Raw genomic sequence first — 19,479 nt, 5'->3', positions numbered from 1 at the left:
GTATGAATTTTTGTGCCATATTTAACTCCTACTAGTGACATCGACTTCAAGAGGATTAAGCTTTTAAACTACAATAAAGGGATGATTATAAAAATCTTATAAATTCCCCTTTCAAAATATTTCAATGTAATAACGGAGATCCAATTTCATCATCAGAGAGATAGCACCCAGGATCTTCTCCCCAAAAATCTCCCTGAGCCCAAGCACGAGTGCGGGTATTTCCATTGCATATTTCAAGCCAATGACAATCCTGACACCTTCCCTTTACCGCTCTTGGATACTTTCTTAAATCTAGTAACAAAGGATCAGGTTGATGAAACCAAATATCTGCAAAACTTTTTTCACGGATATTGCCAATGGTGTGTTGCCACATATAGCTATCAGGATGGACATTTCCTAAATTATCTATATTCGCAATCCCCGCTCCCGATGAGTTACCACCCCAAGCCCTTAACATTTTCTCCATTTGCGTGGCATGCTGCGGAAGATTTTTCTGCGTCCATTGCAATAACAAAATCGCATCAGCATCATTATTACCACTTACAAAATCCGTCTCTTTTCCCTCTTCCACATCAGCCCAAGCTTGATCAAATAGAAGCATCATCGCTTCTCTTGTCATTTTGTGATGCGCATCCAAAGACTCTCCTCGCTTTTTCCCTCGACCGCTGTAATTTAAGTGAGATAAATAATATTTTTGCACATCATATTCCCGCATCAAAGCGAGTAATTCTGGAAGCTCAGTATAATTGTGTTGGGTTAAAGAGGTTCTTAGCCCTACTTTGAGGTCTTTCATTCTGCAAAGTTTGATGCCTTCCATTGCTTCTTCAAAACAACCTTCTTTCCGGCGAAAGTGATTATGTACTGAGGATAATCCATCAATACTAATACCCACATAATCAAAGTGTGCTGCTGCAATATCTTCAATATTGTCAGAATTAATCAACGTTCCATTGGTAGAAAGCGCTGTATAAAACCCTCTCTTTTTTGCATAGTCGGCAAGAGTAAAGAGATCTGGGCGCATTAAAGGCTCTCCGCCACTAAAAATGAGGACTTTTACCTGAGCTTCAAACAGCTGATCTATGAGTTTTAAGGCTTCCGAGGTATCTAGTTCGCCTTTAAAATCAGTATCTACAGAGGTTGAATAGCAATGCATACAATTTAAATTACAGCGCCGAAGGATATTCCAAAGGACCACCGGAGCTCTTGTGCTTCCCGGCTTTGCAACCCTTGGTTCTGGAGCTTTTTGCGCAATTGCACGAAGGTAACTACTGATTCTTATCATAAAAGATCCTTTTTTAGTTATTGAACTTTTCTGGTTATTGAAAATATCGCTGCGTATCAAGATCATTCATAAAAATACACTCTTCTTTATAATGAATGATTAACACTATTTTTGATAAAGTCGCAATCCAGTTTTTTTCAAAATTTTACTACTGACTAACATCATATCTGCAACACAAGCGCTTCCTAGCAGCCCCCTGATTATTGCTTGCTTCTCCTCAATTTCTACTTGGCTTGTGCCGTGAACCATCGCAAATAAATTATACTTCCACTCGCCTTTTCGAGGTCTTCTATAGCAATGGCTCACAAATGGTAGCTGTCCTATCATTTCGCCTAATTCATCCACTTTATCATCATGAACATTCCATACTGTCATGCCATTAAACCGATATCCAAGTGCATAATGATTAGGAACTGCGGCAATCCGCCGAATAATGCCTTCCTTTTGTAATGTCTGCAAAAGTGTTAATACTTCCTCAGCAGAAATATCTAATTGTGAACCAATCCAACCCCAAGGATCACTCACTAATGGCATACCTTTCTCTGTCAGCGCTATTAGCTTTTTTGCTAACTCATGCACATAAGGGGAAATATAGTCCAACATAATAAGTCTTCTCCTTCGGTAAATTGAGTACTGACAATCCTGTTTGCTTTTCAATGTTTTCAATTTCTTTTAAGATTGCCTCCGGCGTTTTTGTAGCAAGCACAAACCACATATTGTAATAGTGCTGACGCTCGTAATTATGAGCAACTGCCGGCATCTGGTTTAATAGTGTCGCAACCTCCTCAAATCTCTCAGAAGGCACCGCCATTGCCGCCAGCGTAAAAGCACCCCCTAATTTCTCAATATCAAACATGGGACCAAAACGTGTTAATACGCCAATCTCTAATAGTTCTTCAAGCCTTTTCCGAATCAACGCTTCACTTTCCCCTAGCTCTTTACTAATCTCTTGCCAAGGATCTTGAGTAAGGGGTAATCCCAGCTGTAAACGATTTAATAATTTCCGATCAAACTCACTGAGTGGATGATCCTCAAAATCATGATATTGGGTATAAGAATAAGTCATCCTAACGAACCTCCGGCATGCTATAACGCGCACCTCTTTGCTTGAATGCTTTGATACTAAATAATGTATCGTGCGGATATTTTTCTAAATAATGGATTTTCAAAATTTCCTGAATACGGGTTATTACCGCTTCTTGGCTACGACCATGAATCATACAAAATAAATTATAGGGCCACTGCGCCCGACGAGGCCTTTGGTAACAGAGGTTAATTCCATCTTCTTCACTTAATCTATTTCCTACTTGATCAATGAGTTGATCGGGGATATTAAGCACTAACATGCAATTTGCCCTAATTCCTAATGATCGATGTTTGACGACAATTCCAAAGCGTCGGAATAATCCTGTGTGACCCCACTCCTGCATTTGGTTTATAACCGCCTGTTCATCGCTCTCAATCTGTTGCGCAATCTCTAAATAAGGTCTTGATACAAGAGGAATACCTAATTCAATAATAGCCAGTAATGCTTCCTGCTGTTTCTGACTAAGAGTATTTTTTTGATTCATCATATAGGCATCCTACTGTTATGATAGAGTGCAAATCCTAAATCAATTTTGTAAGGTTTTATCATTGGTAAATCAAGGGGGTCCAACCCCGTCTTTTCTGATATTTGATGTAGTACATAATCAATATGCGCCTGACTTGGCGCGGTTAAAACAAACCATAAATTATAGAGATGAGTTCGTTGATAATTGTGATTCACTTCCGGCAATGTATTAATATAAGCGGCGATTTTTTCCAAATCTTCTGCTGGAACAGCCAAAGCTACTAATGTGCTTGCCCCCCTCTTTTCATGCGCAAACACAGGACCCACTCTCGATATAATTTCCCTCTCTTGTAATTTCTGTAAACAAGATAAAATCTCTGTTTCAGAACAGCCCATGATTTTTGCCATCTCTTTATAAGGCTCACTACAGATCGGCAGATGGTGCTGATAAAGGTCTATTAATTTTTTTGTAAATTCATCAAGTAACATTTTTTCTCCTATAGCCCAATTTGATGTGCTCTATTTGTAAAAAATATGCCACTTGGGCTCTTTGCCGACACTGTATCAATCTGCTTTAAAGTGCGGGTATCCCAAATTTGTACTTCATCCTTATCCCGAACTGAGATCCAAATATGCTCTCCCCTTGGAGTAAATTCCATATGCAAAATGCCGGGGCCTGGCTCAAGCGTTTTAATGATTTTTTGACTAAGCGTATCAATCACTTGAATATATTGATTATCTGGAAAGGCAAAATTGACCCATACTTGCCGTGCATCTGGTCTTGCCATCACAAAAACAGGTTGACCGATCATATCGATCGCTCCTTGTTTTTCCCAAGTTTGGCTATTTACAATCAATGTTTGATGATATCCAACAGCGGGGAAAAATGCTGAGTCGTTCGCTACTGTCCAACCTTCTAAATGGGGCATTTTATATACGGGAAGCGGATTTCCTCCTCTGCCATAATCATTTAAAATACGAGAAACCCCTTGTTCTGGCTGCCATAAATCTAAAAGTGCTAATCCATCTTCCCCAAATAACCCGGCAATATAATATCGTCCATCAGACGTAATCATCGCATCATAGGGTTGTTTACCAATATTTTCATAGCGAGTAATTTGAGGATTTTGCAAAGTCTGTAACTGTCCGTAATCACCCTCACTAAAATCTAAAACCCATATTTCCCCTGTGTCAAACAATGTCACAATAAATTTATTATCGGGAGCATCGACCATACCGACCACTCGGGAATACTTGTCTTCCCCATCACTCATAATCGGCGTTGCTGGAATACTGATGATTTCGTCCAATGTTTTCGCATCAAATATTTTTACGCCACCCGGCTCATAGTTTCCTACTGCAATTAATCGTCCATCTTGACTAATTGCTCCGCCAATACTATTCCCCCCTTGAATAATCCGCTGATCTATCTGTTGCTTAAGTAGATCTATCTTTGTTAATCCGCCATCTCGTCCAAACACATAGGCATATCTTGCATCTCTAGAGAAAACAACGGAAGCATGTGATAAATCCCCTAAGCCTTCAATTCGAGATAAGGGTTGATGATCAGTATGTTCGACAATTAAAACACTGCCATCAGCTCTTTCAATTATGACTCCTAAATCGCCGGTACCACGCAGCGATTCAGCAAAGCCACAAACTGCCGTTATGACATAGAACACTATCATCATATATAATTTTTTTCTCATAATGGCATTTCCTCTAATAGTTGCTGAACAAGCCAAGCGGCTTCATCTCTGCTGATAAATGCATTCCAAGCTGGCATAGGCGTTCCTGGTCTTCCATAAAAAATGGTCGCTTCTAATCCTTCTTTTGGTTTTTCTTTCAAACGTTCAAAGGTTAGAGCAGGCCCTAATCCTCCTTTCATCTTTAAACCATGACAAGATCCGCAATCTTGCGTAAGCAGGTGTTGCAATTCTTGTTGTCTTTCAATAGGAATAATCTCTGAAAATCCAAAACAAGAAAGATTCAAAAATAAAAAAAACATGATTGCTATCAACTTTTTTTGATGCTTAATATTCTTCATAAAATGCCTTTTATTCGAATGACTAATGCGTTCTCCATCACTATTTTTATAACATGATTCCTTATTAATTCATTTTATATTCATCTTTAAATGATTCAAATCAATGTGATAGTTTCTGTTGCTTATAACATGATTTATAAATGAATGATAAGTTTTCAGAAGACTGTTTTAGAAATACCTATCTTTCATTTTCATGCCGAGTAGTCACTTTTTTAGAAAGGAAATATAGATGAAACGATATTTAAAAATGGGTTTTGTCCTATCGTTTGTAGGACTATCAACTATCGGGGTTTCAGTCGCCCAATCTTTGCAACAACATGAGGAAGGTCAACAAGCCTATGAAACCTACTGCGCAGCTTGCCACCAAGTAGAAGGTCAGGGATTAGCTGGGGCATTTCCGCCTTTGGCCGATTCAGATTACTTAAAAAGTAAAAAACCTCTCGAAATAGCCGCACAAATATTTCATGGATTAAGTGGTGAAATTACGGTAAATGGCGTTGTATATAATAATATTATGCCGCCAATGCCACATGTTTCAGATGAAAGCGCTGCAAAAATTGTCAATTATGTCTTTTCTCGCTGGGTTGGCGCCGAAGCAAATCTTACCAAGCAAGATATGGCGCCATTACGAGATAATTCAGCTCCCATCAAAAAAACAGAAGTTTTACCTTTAACCGTTGAAGAATATGCGAAAGCTTCTGATATATATTTTGAACGTTGTGCAGGTTGTCATGGAGTGCTTCGTAAAGGTGCAACAGGATTACCTTTAACGACGGATATTACGCTTGAAAAAGGCACGGATTATCTTACCTCTTTAATTACGTATGGCTCTCCTGCCGGCATGCCAAACTGGGGGACTTCTAATGTTTTATCAGAAGAAGACATTTCTCTCATGGCCCGATATCTGCAAGAAGAACCGACGAATCCACCTGAGTGGGGCATGCCAGATATGCTCGATTCATGGAATGTCATTATTCCTGTTGATGAAAGACCCACTGTGAAAGAAAATGATTATGATATCGAGAATATCTTCTCCGTAACCTTACGAGATTCTGGCGAAATTGCGCTCATTGATGGAGATACTAAAGAGATTATTAATGTCATTAAAACTGGCTATGCTGTTCATATCTCTCGTATTTCAGAATCTGGTCGCTATATTTATGTCATTGGTCGTGATGCAAAAATAGATTTAGTAGACTTATGGATGAAAGTCCCAGATCGTGTTGCAGAGATTAAAGTAGGAATCGAAGCTCGTTCTATTGAAACTTCTAAATTTGAAGGATATGAAGATCAGTATGCAATTGCCGGTAACTACTGGCCACCACAATTTGTGATTATGGATGGACCTACATTAGAACCCATCAAAATTGTTGATACTCGTGGCCCTACTGTAGATACACAAGAATATCATCCTGAGCCACGGGTTGCGGCAATTGTTTCTAGTAAAGAGCATCCTGATTTCATTGTGAATGTTAAAGAAACAGGAAGAGTATTATTAGTAGATTACAGTGATCTTGATGCTCTGACGATTACGACACTGGATGCGGCTAGATTCTTACATGATGGTGGTTGGGATTCTACAAATCGATACTTCCTGACAGCAGCAAATGAATCTGACAAAATTGCTGTGATAGATTCTAAGAATCGAGAGATGGTTAAGCTGATTGATACTGAAAAAATCCCCCATCCAGGACGAGGAGCAAACTTTAATCATCCTACTTATGGGCCAGTTTGGGCAACATCGGCTCTCGGCAACGAGAATATTACACTCATTGCAACCGATCCTGAGAACCACCCTGATTATGCTTGGCAAGCAGTTGAGGTCCTAAAAGGTCAAGGTGGAGGTTCTTTATTTGTCAAAACACATCCTACTTCAACCAATCTTTGGGTAGATACAACGCTAAACCCAGGAGCTGAATCTCAATCTATTGCCGTATTTGATATTAACAATCTCGATAAAGGCTATGAGGTACTACCTATTGCTGAATGGGCTGATTTAGGGGAAGGCGCTAAACGCGTTCTTCAACCTGAATACAACAAAAAAGGCGATGAAGTTTGGTTCTCTGTTTGGAATGGAATGGATCAAGAAAGCGCCATTGTAATAGTTGATGATGCAACTAGAACGCTTAAGCATGTCATTAAAGATTCCCGTTTAATTACTCCAACTGGAAAATTCAACGTATATAACACGACTCATGATATTTACTAATTATTTAAAGAATCTTTAGCTTAAAAGGCTCTATTGGCACTGGAGCCTTTTATCCCTTATATAGTGATAATTAACAGGATTCATATATGGATTATTTACCGTTATTTCATTGTTTAAAAGATCGCCCTGTCCTCATCATCGGAGGCGGGAATATTGCACTCAGAAAAGCGGACATTCTCTGCAAAGCCGGCGCCCGTATACAAGTAATTGCACCTCAAATTATTCCTAACCTCTTACAATTACTCAATCAACAACAAGGTTCCTATCAGTTAAGAGCTTATCAAACAGGCGATATTAGAAACCATGCCTTAGTGATTGCAGCAACTGCAGATAGAGCGCTTAACAAAATCATTGCCCACGATGCAAACGAATCATCGGCATTAATAAATGTTGTTGATATGCCTGATCTATGCAATGTCATTTTCCCTGCTATTGTCGATAGATCTCCTTTAATGATTGCCATTTCAAGTGGAGGTCGTGCTCCCGTATTAGCGCGCTTAATTCGAGCAAAAATAGAAACTATTATTCCAAATAGCTACGGAAAACTGGCTCATATTGCTAGTATTTATCGAGAGAAGGTCAAAAAAGCATTTCATACATTAACTGAACGCCGTATTTTTTGGGAAGAAGTATTCGAGGGGGAAATTGCTGAACAAGTATTTCTAAACAATCCTGAAAAAGCTGAAAAACTGCTCCAAAATAAACTACAACAACCTCTCTCATCTCAAGGAGAAATCTATCTTATTGGCGCAGGACCAGGAGATCCTGATCTTCTTACCTTTCGAGCGTTACGCTTAATGCAGCAAGCAGATATCATTTTATATGATCGCCTTGTATCGCCCCAAATTATGGAGTTATGCCGTAAAGATGCCGATAAAATCTATGTTGGAAAGGAAAACACCCATCATTTAGTACCACAAGATACCATTAATCAAATGCTGATTGATTTAGCAAAACAAGGAAAAAGAGTTGCTAGGTTAAAAGGAGGGGATCCCTTTATATTTGGTAGAGGAGGAGAAGAAATTGAAGCTTTAACTCAACACCAAATCTCTTTTCAAGTTGTCCCTGGTATTACAGCAGCTTCCGGTTGCGCTTCTTATGCTGGAATACCTTTAACCCATAGGGATCATTCTCAATCTGTACGCTTTATTACAGGTCATCTTAAGCAAGGTGAGCTTACCCTACCGTGGTCTGAATATGTATCTTCTGCCGAAACGCTCGTATTTTATATGGGATTACATACCCTACCCATCATCACGAAAAATCTTATGGCTCATGGTAAGCCTAACAATACACCCATTGCTATTATTGAGAACGGTACCATGCCAGAACAAAGAGTAGTCATAGGGGAATTACATAATATTATCGATAAGGCTACGACAGAAAAAGTTAAAAGTCCTAGCTTAATTATTATTGGCGAAGTTGTCTCTCTTAGAGAACAATGCCAATGGTTTAAAACTGAATAATATTCCCAGTAAAATATTCCTGATAACTTTTATCACAAGCTCAATATATTAAGATCATAAAATAGTCTGCCTTTATAGATATTGGTGCAATGCCGAATATCTCCTATAAACACTATTTTATGATTTTATTTTTTTAAGAGGCTGAAGGCTCTTAAAAAAGAATCAATGTTCTATTTTAAACGAAAAACATCTCTTATTTATTTCAACTCTTTTACCACAACATCTACGCCAAGCTGTTTTTGGAGATTCTCATTGTTAACGATATCTTCCAATACATACTGATCAAGCACTGAAACAAATGCCGTTAAAGCTTTCCCAAAGATAGAGTTTAATCGGCAATTGGGGCTGATAATACAGTTATTATTACTGGTATGACATTCTATTAAAGCTAAGGGCTCAAATACCCGAAAAAGTTCTCCAAGCACGATTTCTTCAGAAGGCTTTCCTAACTTCAAGCCTCCATTTTTACCTCTGACACCGATGAGATAACCGTGTTTAGTAAGGTTTGCGACAACTTTGGTCAAATGGCTTCTCGATATATTATATTTTTCTGCAATCTCTGAAATATTCACTAAGCGATCTGAATTAATCTTTATATAAATTAAAACCCGAAGGGCATAATCTGTTTGCTGTGTTATCTGCATTACATTCCTTTATGAAATTTAGTAAAACATTTTATCGAAGACCATTCAAGAAAGCCTCTATTTTTATACTCGTAGATAGAATTTGCTACCGCACAGTAACATATCTTTCCTCATAAATGTATAGATCCCCATATTAAGTCATTATTAATAACATATAGACGTAAGAACTATAATACAGGTTCAAATTTTTTAGGGAACTAACTAACTATTCTCTAAACGTAAAAGAATCCCCACTAAAATATGACATCTTAGTGGAGATTAATTAACAATTAATGTTGTTTCGAGTAACGATTAATTGATTTTTTGAGGAGATTTTTTAAAGAGTAGCTGATAAGCAAAGAATGCTAGGAATAGACAACCAAATGCAAATACCACATCTCCCGGCACTCGAAGCCAAACTAAGGTTTCTGCAAAGTCCGAGCGAATCACATCTGCTGATCTTGCATACCATAAGCCTTTAGTAATGCTCTCCCAAGTCTGATAAATACCCATTGGCACGAGTGTAATAAACACCATCATTGCTAAGCCGATATTGAGTGACCAGAATGTATATTTCAACATCGTATCGTTCCAGTAGTTTTCTTTGAAAAGCCCTCTTAAACAGAAGAGCATTAAACCAATACCGAGCATTCCATACACACCAAAGAGCGCAGCATGTGCGTGAGCGGCAGTTAAATTTAACCCCTGTACATAATAGAGAGCGAGTGGTGGATTAATCGCAAAGCCTAGTAACCCTGCACCTACTAAGTTCCAAAATGCCACTGCCACAAAGAACATAATGACCCAATGATACTTCTTCATCCATTCAGCATGTTTTAATAAACGATAACTCTGTAAAGCTTCAATTCCAATGAGTGCTAATGGTACTACTTCTAATGCCGAGAATGTTGCTCCCCAAGCGATAATAGAAGTGGGCGCTCCTGTGAAATAGAGATGATGTAACGTCCCTATAATTCCACCGAATAAGAAGATAATGGTTGCAAATAAAGATGCTTTATAAGCCGAACTTGTACGAATCAATCCTAAACGGCTCATGATCAGTGCAATCACAACTGTTGCGAATACTTCAAAGAAACCTTCTACCCAAAGATGCACTAACCACCAACGCCAGTATTCAATAATTGCGTAATGTGTTCTTGAACCCCAAATTAAGGAAGTAATATAGAAAAGACCAATACAGACTGCCGATAAAAAGAGCAATCCAATAATGCCACGACTTTTAGAAGGTGTTTTTAAAACTGGCCATAATGATCTTCCTAATAACACTAACCATAATAAGAGTCCGATAAATAGAAGATATTGCCACATTCGCCCCATATTCGTGAATTCAAGACCTTGTGATCCAATCCAGAAGTTCATTTCAGGGTTTAAATGTTGCATCGTTCCAAGCCAACCAAAACCTAAAGATCCTACTACTAAAAATAGAAGTGCAAAGAAAAGGAAGTTAACCCCAAATCGTTGGAATTTCGGCTCATAATTCGAAATTAATGGCGCAATATACAATCCTGTAGCTAACCATGCGGTTGCAATCCAAAGCACCGATAATTGTGTATGCCAACTTCTTACAACGCTATAAGGTAGGTACTTTGCTAACTCTATGCCAAAGAAATGTTGCCCTTCAACCGCATAGTGCGCAGTGATAGAACCTAGTATTACTTGTACTAAAAATAGAGCGATGACCACATAAAAATACTTAATAACCGCCTTCATTGAGGGAGTGTTTTTGAAAGAAAATAACGGATCTTTCTCAGGAACTACAGCAGCTTCATCTTCTTCCTCTTTAAAGTGATACCAAGATAAGAACGCAATGCCGGCAATTAATAAAATCACACTCGCAATAGACCAAATACCTAAACTCGCTGACGGTGTATTATCTATTAAGGGTTCATGTGGCCAGTTATTCGTATAGGTAATATCTTCATTCGGTCTTTCTGTCGCGGCTGCCCATGAGCTCCAGAAGAAAAAGGCACTTAACTGCTGACGAAACTCCAGTGAAGGCAACGTATCCTCTTTCATGGCATATTGCTCACGCAAATGTCGATATTCCTCATTATCGCCAAATAACTGAATATAATGATCTGCTACAATTCTTACAGCTTCAGCTCTTTCTTCTGAAATAGTGATTGTTTGAGTTGCTTCATCATATGTATTTGTCCGCATTTCTTGCTTTACCAGTGCACTAATAGAAGCTTGCTCTTCTACTGGAAGATCTGCAAATAAACGACCATATTTTTTCTTAGCTAAGATATCTCTCAGCTCTAAAATTTCTCTATGTAGCCAATCTGCAGACCAGTCTGGTGCAACGTATGCACCATGCCCCCAGACGGATCCTAGTTGCTGTCCACCGGCAGAGAACCACGCCTGCTGACCATCCATGACGACACCAGAGCCATAAATAATTTTTCCGGACGTTGTTGCAATTTTTTCTGGAATCGGAGGAGCTTCTTGATAAATTTCCTTACCAGACCAAATTAATACGGAAAATGATGCTACAAATGTTAGTAACAGCACAAACCATAGTTTTTTTGTACTTTTCATAAGCCTTACCTTCTCAATTTTATAAAGATGAATATAAAATGAATCTATTTGGAGGCTAATGCAAAATAGATTGAAAGTAAATACTATTTACAGTGTGATTTATTAGAAATAGAGCAAAAAACTATTAAAAAAATACTTTTTTAATCTCCTTTAATACCCATTCACTCATCATTATGGTTTCTGACTTAAAAAATATTTCCCATAAAAAAATACGTACAGAACATAGTCTTTATCAGCTATAAGAGGATTTTTAATGAATTCCAATAAAGCTCCCTCCTGCCTCTAGATTTAGAAAATAAAAGCGTTAACTTGCCTGCTACTTTCTATTTTTTCTAATTTTAAATTAAGTGCTAATTATATGATCTTGGTTACATAAATTGTCAGTAACCCTATAAAATAATTGCCTAATATTAACATTCATAATATATTCATCTTTATATAAACTTAAGATTCCTGATAGCATTTCTAAAGAAAAATATGGTGAGAATATATGAAACGAGATCCTAGGCTCATAGAATTTTCAAGAGAACATCATAGCGCATTAAAATTAGGCCTATTCCTGCGTAATAGTAAGGATATTGATGAATGCAATACGCAAATTCAAGCGCTAAAAACGATGTTACTGGAGCACTTTAATGAGGAAGAGAAAGATCTATTAAACATTATTGATGCACTTCCCAATCCATCACTTCAAGATCGCTTCATAAGTGATCATCAGGCATTACGATCTCTACTACTACAAGATCATTTACATCTTCATGATGCGAAAATATTTGGACAGCTGTTAGTCGATCATTCCCGTTTTGAAGAGCGAGAATTATTCCCGGCAATACAGCAATATTGGAGGAATGATAATGATGAATAAGACAACACTCAAAAACAATCTATTTCAAACGATATTCTCCTATGGTTTTAGACCCTTTTATGCCACAGCATCCCTCTATGTCGCTTTCATTATTCTGCTTTGGTATCCATTAGGCTTTCAGGGAAACCCTAATTATCCTAGCTTTTTTTGGCATGGTCATGAAATGATTTGGGGATTTACCGGCGCCATTATTGTAGGGTTTTTATTAACAGCCGTGAGTAATTGGACAAATACTCCGCCGGTAAATAATTATCGGTTATTACTCCTATTTATGTTTTGGCTTCTTGCTCGGGTCTTTATCTACGTACCTTTCAAGAGTTCCATCTATCTCTCAACACTATTTGATACACTCTTTTATGCTTTTACAGCACTCTTTATTACGATTGCTCTCTTAAAGAGTAAAAATTATCCCAACATTCTAGTACCCTTTGTTCTACTTCTCTTTGGCGCCATTAATATCCTCTTTTGCCTTGCCATGATCGGTACCATTCCTGTGTCGCTCTTAACCATGATGCAATTGGGATTGTTAGGCGCTTCAGCTTTTATCGGATTAATCGGCAGTCGAGTCATTCCATTTTTCACAAGTATTACCCTTCAGAAGCCCAATCAATTTTCAAAGCCTTTAACATTACTTGCATTTTTACTGCCGGTCATCATGATTATTCTCATGTTACTTCCTGTTCCTAAAATCCTCGTTCTTATTGTAGGAATTGCTGTAATGCTCGCTAATGGTTATCAGCTCTATCGATGGTGGAATCCTCGCATTCTCAAAGAGCCTTTACTTTGGAGCTTACATGCCGGATTTTTCTTCACAACCATTGGGATTGCCGTATTAGGCTATGCTTATAGTATTAATCTTCGCTACTTATCTCTCTCCACACATCTTATTGCCATCGGTGGCATCGGATTAATCACATTAGGAATGATGGCAAGAACGGCACTAGGACATACCGGAAGACGGATGGTATTACCCAAAGGAATGAAGTTCGCATTCTTTAGTTTATTAGCAAGTGTCCTTATTCGAATCCCGGCAACCTTTATCGATAATAATTTATACCTTTTAATCTCCAGCGCAATTCTCTTTAGCCTTGCATTTATCATCTATCTCTATCGCTACCTGCCCATCTTATTAACTCCAAGTAAATAATTACCAATAATTCATTACCGATGATTTTTTAAACAATATCCAAACAACATCAAGCAAAATATAGGAGCTCCTAAATTATGAAAAAACTCGATATTATTGAAGCAAATAACCCAATATTATCTGATAACGGCGACTTTGAAACCGCGATTACCTGGATTCAGGAACAAGGAGGTAAAGTAAACCGTCTCCCCCAAGAAGAGCTTAAAAATACCGACTTAATACAAACGATAGAACCTCTACCTGTTGTATTCCTCAATGGAGATATTGTCTTAGCAGGTTGCTATCCCACGCTTGAGCAGATGAAGAATTGGCTAGAAATTACCGCTGAAGAGGAATCCGCTCCCTGCTGTGGTTGTTGTGGCGGTTAAGAACTCATACTAATAAAATAATTAAACTATCCATGCAATAAAAAAGGATGATCCCATATCAGGAACATCCTTTTTTCATACTGCGTAGATACAAAATGAAACCCACTTTTCGATCTCTATATTTCTATCTCTATACATTAGAATCCTATTCGAGATAATAGATCCACATTAATACCGGTTTCTCTTTCGTTTGTAAAAGTGCATCGACTTCTCTCATCGTATCATCATCAATGACAGGACAACCTTGACTGAATCCCATCGGCAAATATGCCGGATAAATTTCTGAATCTGGAATACGTTTAAAAGAATGAAGCACTACATAACGCTCATACGCTTTATCATTCGTCGCTTCTAAACCATGCATTTTATAATGAATATTAATGCCCCATTGGCTCCAAGAACGCGCCCCTAAATGATACTTTCCAAGGGATGAAGTATAACTATTGGGAACATTACTAAAGACAATCTCTTGATTCGTACTTTCATAACCCGTATTGCCGTAACCGTGCGCTACAAGGCTTTCAATCTCTACTCGGTTTTCTTTAAAATTCCACACAAAGAAACGATTCTTCCCCGAATGCCGACCAAAATCAATCAACACCGCATGTTCTAAATCAAACCCATTATCCTTCGCATATTCATAAGCTTCTCCGGCTCTTAATTCCAAATTAACCGGTGTAAATTCAGGATCTTTCTCAATCGCTAATTCAATAGGAGAATCTTTCCCACGCTCAAAATACTTCATCAAGAGCCAAAGCCGATCTTTAAAGTAGATTCCACCAACAATGCCGGCAAGTAGCAATAATATGAATAATCCTAACAACAACCGCTTTATCAATCGTTTCACGCTTAATATCCCTTGAGTTCATGAATGAAAATCAACACTGTTTTCTGACTACCTTATAAAAAACCTAAATCATAACATTAACTTAAGAGTCTTCTCTAAAGTAATAATCGACTTTTTCAATATTAGTTTTCTACAATAGAAAAACAATCATAAATTTTAAGGATTTCTTTTCAGATGCTGACAATAAACTGGCACCTTTTAGATCTGGTGCAGACTTTGAATAACTCAAGAAATTTAGAGGTTAGTGATAACTTAATAAATATAACGACTAAGGAATTTACTTTTCTTCTTTCGAAAAACCTAAATAACTACCAAACCCTAATAAATAAACAGCCATTTCAAAAGATATCCCCCTAGCCTTTGCTTCTTCTTTCAATTCATCACAAACTAAATCTTTAGGAGTCTTTATCTCACTAGAATTCTGTACTACTTTCTCAATAATTCGAGGCAATACCATACAAACTTTATAAAAAGCATCTGGATCACCCGTAACTAACTCATAAAACCGATCCAAACTAACTCGACGGATTCTCTTATGGCTAACAAGCTTTTTATCAACGGTTGTTTCCCATGTGATATCTTGAGATCTTTTAGCAATCGCTTCCACTAAAAAACAAGCACAGTCATCATCATTTAAAAGTTGATGTTGCATCTTGATATAGGTCTTTCCAGCAGATGCAGAATTCATAGTATTGTGTTTATTTTTTAACTCAACATAAACAGTCTTTACTGTATCCCCGTTAGAAAGTTCTATCCCCCCAACAGGCTTAAAGATAACATCCCAGCCTTGCTCGGGCACTTCACAGTTTTTAATATATGAAAAAAAGTTTTGGTGGAAATAACCTATATCATTATTATTAGACTTATCTCGTTGCCGAAAAATTTCATTCTTAATAATTTCTTCCCAAGAAAAATTATAGACTGTTTTATCAAAAATCAGTTTTATCGGATCAATCAAATTAGAATTAAATTTCTTAACATCAAAAACAGATAACTTATCTCCATACTTACGAATCGTTTCTTCAACATGCTTTGTCAGATCTTCTTCTGTAATAAATCCAATATTCCACATATTATTTTCCTTTGAGTCCTTGAATTATTTCTAAACCAATTTCAAATGCTAAATTTACAGGAACGGCATTTCCAATCTGTTTGTATTGTTGGCTAACGCTCCCTGAAAACTCCCAATTATCGGGGAATGTTTGACATCTTGCATTCTCTCGAACTGTAAAAGGTCTATTTTCAAGGGGATGACATCTTTCCGTTTGCTTTTGTGAAGGAGAAGTCAAAACGGTTAATGAAGGCTCATCAAAACTCATTCTTCTAAGAATCCCCGTCCTCCCACCACCCATATACCAACAGCTTTTCATATACTCTTTTGCAATATCTTCAGGAATATCCCTCCAATATCCACCTTGAGGCACTAAGGAAAAAATAGCTTGTTTATCTTTGGAATACTGCGAACCTTCACTGACAGGAACATCTAATAGGATATCTCTTAATACAGGTTTATAATCTTGAGGTTTCGGATAATGAACTTCGATAGATCCCACCAAGTCATTTCTAATTCCTAAAACTATTAATCTTTCTCTTTTCTGAGGCACGCCATAATTCCAAGCATTAAGCACCTGTTCTTTTATTGTATAGCCGGCATTATGAAAAATATTTTTCATGACATCATATGTTCTTCCACCATCATGGTTTACTAGCCCTCGAACATTTTCGAATAGAAAAACCTTAGGTTGTAATTTTTCAAGAAACAATGCGTAATGATAAAAAAGTGTTCCTCTCGTATCTTCTAAGCCAAGCCTTTTACCCGCGTAGGAAAAAGCCTGACAAGGCGCTCCTCCCGATAATAAATCTAATTTTCCTTTTTTGATATTAAAATATTTTTCTAAGTCCAGCTCCGAAATATTGGCAATATCATCATGAATCACATTCCAATTAGGTCTATTTAGCTTTAAGGTCTCACATGCACTTTTATCAAACTCTACTAGTCCTAATGACGTAAAACCTGCTTTTTCTAAGCCTAAAGCTAATCCACCAGCTCCTGCGAATAGCTCTATCACTGTAGGTTTTTCTATTCCATATGGTACAGGTTCACTCAATTCTAAAGATATTTGAGATAATTCATTCATAATTAATTTCTGCCCCACGTCTTACAATTGATACTATTAATCCCTCTCTCAGGACAAGCTAGTATAACATCCTCATGTTATGTTTTTTTGAGATGAAAAAAACATAACTATTTATTTTATTTCAACTCAGACCCTAACTGCGGTTGCTTTAAAACATGCGGTTTGATTTTACCCATGACGTGCATTTCGCAAGGTCGGCAGTTGAATTTCAGCGTATATTCTTCACCTTGATGGCTCAAGGTTAAGTCTGTTGGTTTCACTTGTCCTTGAACGCCGGTAACGCCGATAGTCTGTTTTGGGCAGAGATTATAAGAGAATCTCAAGCAATGTTTTGTGATCATAACCGGCACTTCACCGAGCTCTTCGTGCGCTTCATATGCCGGTTCAATCATGGTTACGCCGTGTTTATGATAAAAATCACGTGCCTTTTGGTTATAGACATTGGATAAAAATGAGAGTTTATCAAATGGGAAAATTGCCGGCGGATCTGCTTTTTCACGGCGTTCGCCACGCACGTAATTGGTTTGAATCGCAGTTTCCAAGCCTTCAATCGCATCACGGCGAAGCTGATTTACAACACTTGCCGGAATAAATGGAATTTCCGCTAAACTGATCTGAACATCTGTAAGCTCAAATCCTGTACCGCCAAATTTCGTTAAGTTTTTCTCTAAGTTCGCTAACCCTTTATCGGCATCATTGGCAAGCTCGAAACTTCCCTCAAGTTCTTTTGCGAAATAGTGCCCTTCTTTTGTGAAGAGTTCTAAGAGATAGCTCTCTTCCGATTTTTTACTAAACATGAGCGACACTTCTAACACTCGTTCCGCCGATTCTTTCGTCAGTAACTGGCTCCACACTTGGTCGTGATTACGATTGAGCGGATGTTTTTTCTGAATATTGGCGCGTTCTGTGAAGAACTCTGCCGGCATTTCATTGGGATATACTAAATAGTGATTATCCCCAATTTTATCCGCACGGTTTACGGCAAAACCGACTACTTCTCGCTTAATTCTCACGTTCAAACCATCGCCATTTGCGAGCGGTTCTGTAGTTTTCACTTCGATAAAATTCTTTTTAATATCTAATAATTCGCCAATCGGTAATCCGACAAACTTCGGAGAATCAAATGCACCAATATCCGTTTTACGAGCATTCACAAAATAATCCGTACTTCCACGATGGAACGTTTTTTCAGGATTTGGGATAAAGTGATGCATCACTTTTCCGTGCGACAGTCGTGTAAATTCAGGGTTTCGTTCAATATAGGCATCAATCAATTGACGATAATGGGACGTGATATTTTTCACATACGCCATATCTTTATAACGCCCTTCAATTTTGAAAGAACGAACGCCGGCTTCAATGAGCTGATCAATATTGGCAGATTGGTTATTATCTTTCATGGATAAAAGATGCTTATCAAAGGCAATGACGCGACCTTGATTATCTTTCAAAGTGTACGGCAATCGGCAAGCTTGTGAGCAATCACCACGGTTTGCAGATCGACCATTATCGGCATGAGAAATATAACATTGCCCAGAGAATGCCACGCAAAGCGCACCATGCACAAAGAATTCTAATGCCGTATTGGGGCGCGCTTCATGAATAGCTCGAATATCTTTCAGGCTCAATTCACGTGCTAAAACGATCTGTGAAAAGCCAATATCCGCCATGAATTTCGCTTTATCTAACGTGCGAATATCCGTTTGCGTAGAAGCATGAAGTTCAATCGGTGGAATATCGAGCTCTAAAATCCCCATATCCTGCACAATGAGCGCATCAACGCCGGCATCATATAACTCATAAATGAGCTTGCGAGCATCTTCTAACTCGTTATCATGCAAAATCGTATTCAGTGCGATAAACACTTTAGAATTATAACGATGGGCAAATCCCGTTAATTTCGCAATGGAAGCCACATCATTTTCCGCAGCATGACGCGCACCAAACTCAGGTCCGCCTAAATAAACCGCATCGGCGCCGTGAATAATCGCTTCACGAGCAATCTCAACATTTCGGGCAGGGCTTAATAATTCTAATTCGTGGGATAACAAGCTCATGTATTTATAACTTCTACTGAAAACAGATAATAGGAAACGCAAAATAAAGGATTCAAAGAGATCGAATCTTCGCGCAAATTTGCTCTATAGAATACATTCATTCGCGCTTTGTTTCAGGTTTTTCCACATAAAAAAACGAAAGAGAAGGAAATCGTTCTTTTCTGTCGTGATTCTTCTCTTTCGTTTTTAATCCTTAGATCCAAGTATGAAGTGCGACACTTTTTAACTATCTGAAACGGAAGTAAGATGTGACAATGCTCCATTATCCATCCCTTCCCGGAGTTGAATTATGTCGCATTATTCACATCTTACCCTTGAA

At 37.9% G+C, this 19,479-nt stretch carries 18 protein-coding genes; 5 read left to right on the top strand and 13 right to left on the bottom strand.

Annotation, left to right across the window (positions count from 1 at the left end):
• Positions 1-121 precede the first annotated feature (121 nt).
• The 7 genes from nirJ to ACYSN2_RS10525 all read right to left on the bottom strand — a co-directional run bounded on the left by nirJ (position 122) and on the right by ACYSN2_RS10525 (position 4,881).
• Positions 122-1,282, bottom strand: coding sequence for a heme d1 biosynthesis radical SAM protein NirJ (gene nirJ / locus ACYSN2_RS10555; protein ID WP_461750218.1), 1,161 nt, complete (start codon positions 1,280-1,282; stop codon positions 122-124).
• A 105-nt stretch (positions 1,283-1,387) separates the two neighbouring features.
• Positions 1,388-1,885, bottom strand: coding sequence for a siroheme decarboxylase subunit beta (ahbB, locus tag ACYSN2_RS10550; protein WP_461750217.1), 498 nt, complete (start codon positions 1,883-1,885; stop codon positions 1,388-1,390).
• On the bottom strand, positions 1,854-2,348 hold the full coding sequence (locus ACYSN2_RS10545; RefSeq protein ID WP_461750216.1) for an Lrp/AsnC family transcriptional regulator: 495 nt from the start codon (positions 2,346-2,348) through the stop codon (positions 1,854-1,856). The genes ahbB (ACYSN2_RS10550) and ACYSN2_RS10545 overlap by 32 nt, the downstream gene beginning before the upstream one ends.
• A gap of 1 nt (position 2,349) precedes the next feature.
• Positions 2,350-2,856: a siroheme decarboxylase subunit beta gene (gene ahbB / locus ACYSN2_RS10540; RefSeq protein WP_461750215.1), complete on the bottom strand. Its 507-nt coding sequence runs from the start codon at positions 2,854-2,856 to the stop codon at positions 2,350-2,352.
• The gene (locus ACYSN2_RS10535) at positions 2,853-3,323 is read right to left on the bottom strand and encodes an Lrp/AsnC family transcriptional regulator (RefSeq protein ID WP_461750214.1); all 471 of its coding nucleotides are present in this window, start codon (positions 3,321-3,323) and stop codon (positions 2,853-2,855) included. The genes ahbB (ACYSN2_RS10540) and ACYSN2_RS10535 overlap by 4 nt, the downstream gene beginning before the upstream one ends.
• A gap of 8 nt (positions 3,324-3,331) precedes the next feature.
• Positions 3,332-4,522 carry a cytochrome D1 domain-containing protein gene (locus ACYSN2_RS10530; protein ID WP_461750225.1) on the bottom strand — a complete coding sequence of 397 codons (1,191 nt, stop codon included), beginning with the start codon at positions 4,520-4,522 and terminating at the stop codon, positions 3,332-3,334.
• 17 nt (positions 4,523-4,539) lie between these two features.
• Positions 4,540-4,881, bottom strand: a complete 342-nt coding sequence (locus ACYSN2_RS10525; RefSeq protein ID WP_461750213.1) for a c-type cytochrome — start codon at positions 4,879-4,881, stop codon at positions 4,540-4,542.
• 229 nt (positions 4,882-5,110) lie between these two features.
• Here ACYSN2_RS10525 and ACYSN2_RS10520 point away from each other — a divergent pair, with 229 nt between their 5' ends.
• Both ACYSN2_RS10520 and cysG read left to right on the top strand, forming a co-directional pair.
• Complete coding sequence (locus ACYSN2_RS10520) at positions 5,111-7,090, top strand: cytochrome D1 domain-containing protein (protein ID WP_461750212.1); 1,980 nt, start codon at positions 5,111-5,113, stop codon at positions 7,088-7,090.
• Between the two features lie 86 nt (positions 7,091-7,176).
• Positions 7,177-8,556 carry a siroheme synthase CysG gene (gene cysG, locus ACYSN2_RS10515; RefSeq protein WP_461750211.1) on the top strand — a complete coding sequence of 460 codons (1,380 nt, stop codon included), beginning with the start codon at positions 7,177-7,179 and terminating at the stop codon, positions 8,554-8,556.
• Positions 8,557-8,753: 197 nt separating this feature from the next.
• Here the strand turns inward: cysG and ACYSN2_RS10510 are convergent, their stop codons facing one another.
• Both ACYSN2_RS10510 and ACYSN2_RS10505 read right to left on the bottom strand, forming a co-directional pair.
• Positions 8,754-9,200, bottom strand: coding sequence for an RrF2 family transcriptional regulator (locus tag ACYSN2_RS10510; protein ID WP_461750210.1), 447 nt, complete (start codon positions 9,198-9,200; stop codon positions 8,754-8,756).
• Positions 9,201-9,491: 291 nt separating this feature from the next.
• Complete coding sequence (locus ACYSN2_RS10505) at positions 9,492-11,738, bottom strand: nitric-oxide reductase large subunit (protein WP_461750209.1); 2,247 nt, start codon at positions 11,736-11,738, stop codon at positions 9,492-9,494.
• Between the two features lie 490 nt (positions 11,739-12,228).
• Here ACYSN2_RS10505 and ACYSN2_RS10500 point away from each other — a divergent pair, with 490 nt between their 5' ends.
• The 3 genes from ACYSN2_RS10500 (at position 12,229) to ACYSN2_RS10490 (ending at position 14,118) form a co-directional block, all read left to right on the top strand.
• On the top strand, positions 12,229-12,603 hold the full coding sequence (locus tag ACYSN2_RS10500) for a hemerythrin domain-containing protein (RefSeq protein WP_461750208.1): 375 nt from the start codon (positions 12,229-12,231) through the stop codon (positions 12,601-12,603).
• Positions 12,593-13,750 carry an NnrS family protein gene (locus tag ACYSN2_RS10495; protein WP_461750207.1) on the top strand — a complete coding sequence of 386 codons (1,158 nt, stop codon included), beginning with the start codon at positions 12,593-12,595 and terminating at the stop codon, positions 13,748-13,750. The genes ACYSN2_RS10500 and ACYSN2_RS10495 overlap by 11 nt, the downstream gene beginning before the upstream one ends.
• A 77-nt stretch (positions 13,751-13,827) precedes the next feature.
• The gene (locus ACYSN2_RS10490) at positions 13,828-14,118 is read left to right on the top strand and encodes an arsenic metallochaperone ArsD family protein (protein WP_461750206.1); all 291 of its coding nucleotides are present in this window, start codon (positions 13,828-13,830) and stop codon (positions 14,116-14,118) included.
• Positions 14,119-14,263: 145 nt separating this feature from the next.
• Here ACYSN2_RS10490 and ACYSN2_RS10485 read toward each other — a convergent pair whose 3' ends face one another.
• From ACYSN2_RS10485 to ACYSN2_RS10470, 4 genes are all read right to left on the bottom strand, one after another.
• Positions 14,264-14,965: a murein L,D-transpeptidase catalytic domain-containing protein gene (locus ACYSN2_RS10485; RefSeq protein ID WP_461750205.1), complete on the bottom strand. Its 702-nt coding sequence runs from the start codon at positions 14,963-14,965 to the stop codon at positions 14,264-14,266.
• 277 nt (positions 14,966-15,242) lie between these two features.
• On the bottom strand, positions 15,243-16,037 hold the full coding sequence (locus ACYSN2_RS10480) for an Eco47II family restriction endonuclease (protein ID WP_461750204.1): 795 nt from the start codon (positions 16,035-16,037) through the stop codon (positions 15,243-15,245).
• Between the two features lies 1 nt (position 16,038).
• Positions 16,039-17,103, bottom strand: a complete 1,065-nt coding sequence (locus ACYSN2_RS10475; protein ID WP_461750203.1) for a DNA cytosine methyltransferase — start codon at positions 17,101-17,103, stop codon at positions 16,039-16,041.
• A 116-nt stretch (positions 17,104-17,219) separates the two neighbouring features.
• Positions 17,220-19,160 (bottom strand): peptidase U32 family protein, encoded by a 1,941-nt coding sequence (locus tag ACYSN2_RS10470; protein ID WP_461750202.1) that lies wholly within the window; start codon positions 19,158-19,160, stop codon positions 17,220-17,222.
• Positions 19,161-19,479: the final 319 nt, after the last annotated feature.

Source organism: Ignatzschineria sp. LJL83 (assembly GCF_054871845.1).
Note: the sequence above shows the minus strand (reverse complement) of the source record. Positions and strands in the feature narration are given on the sequence as shown.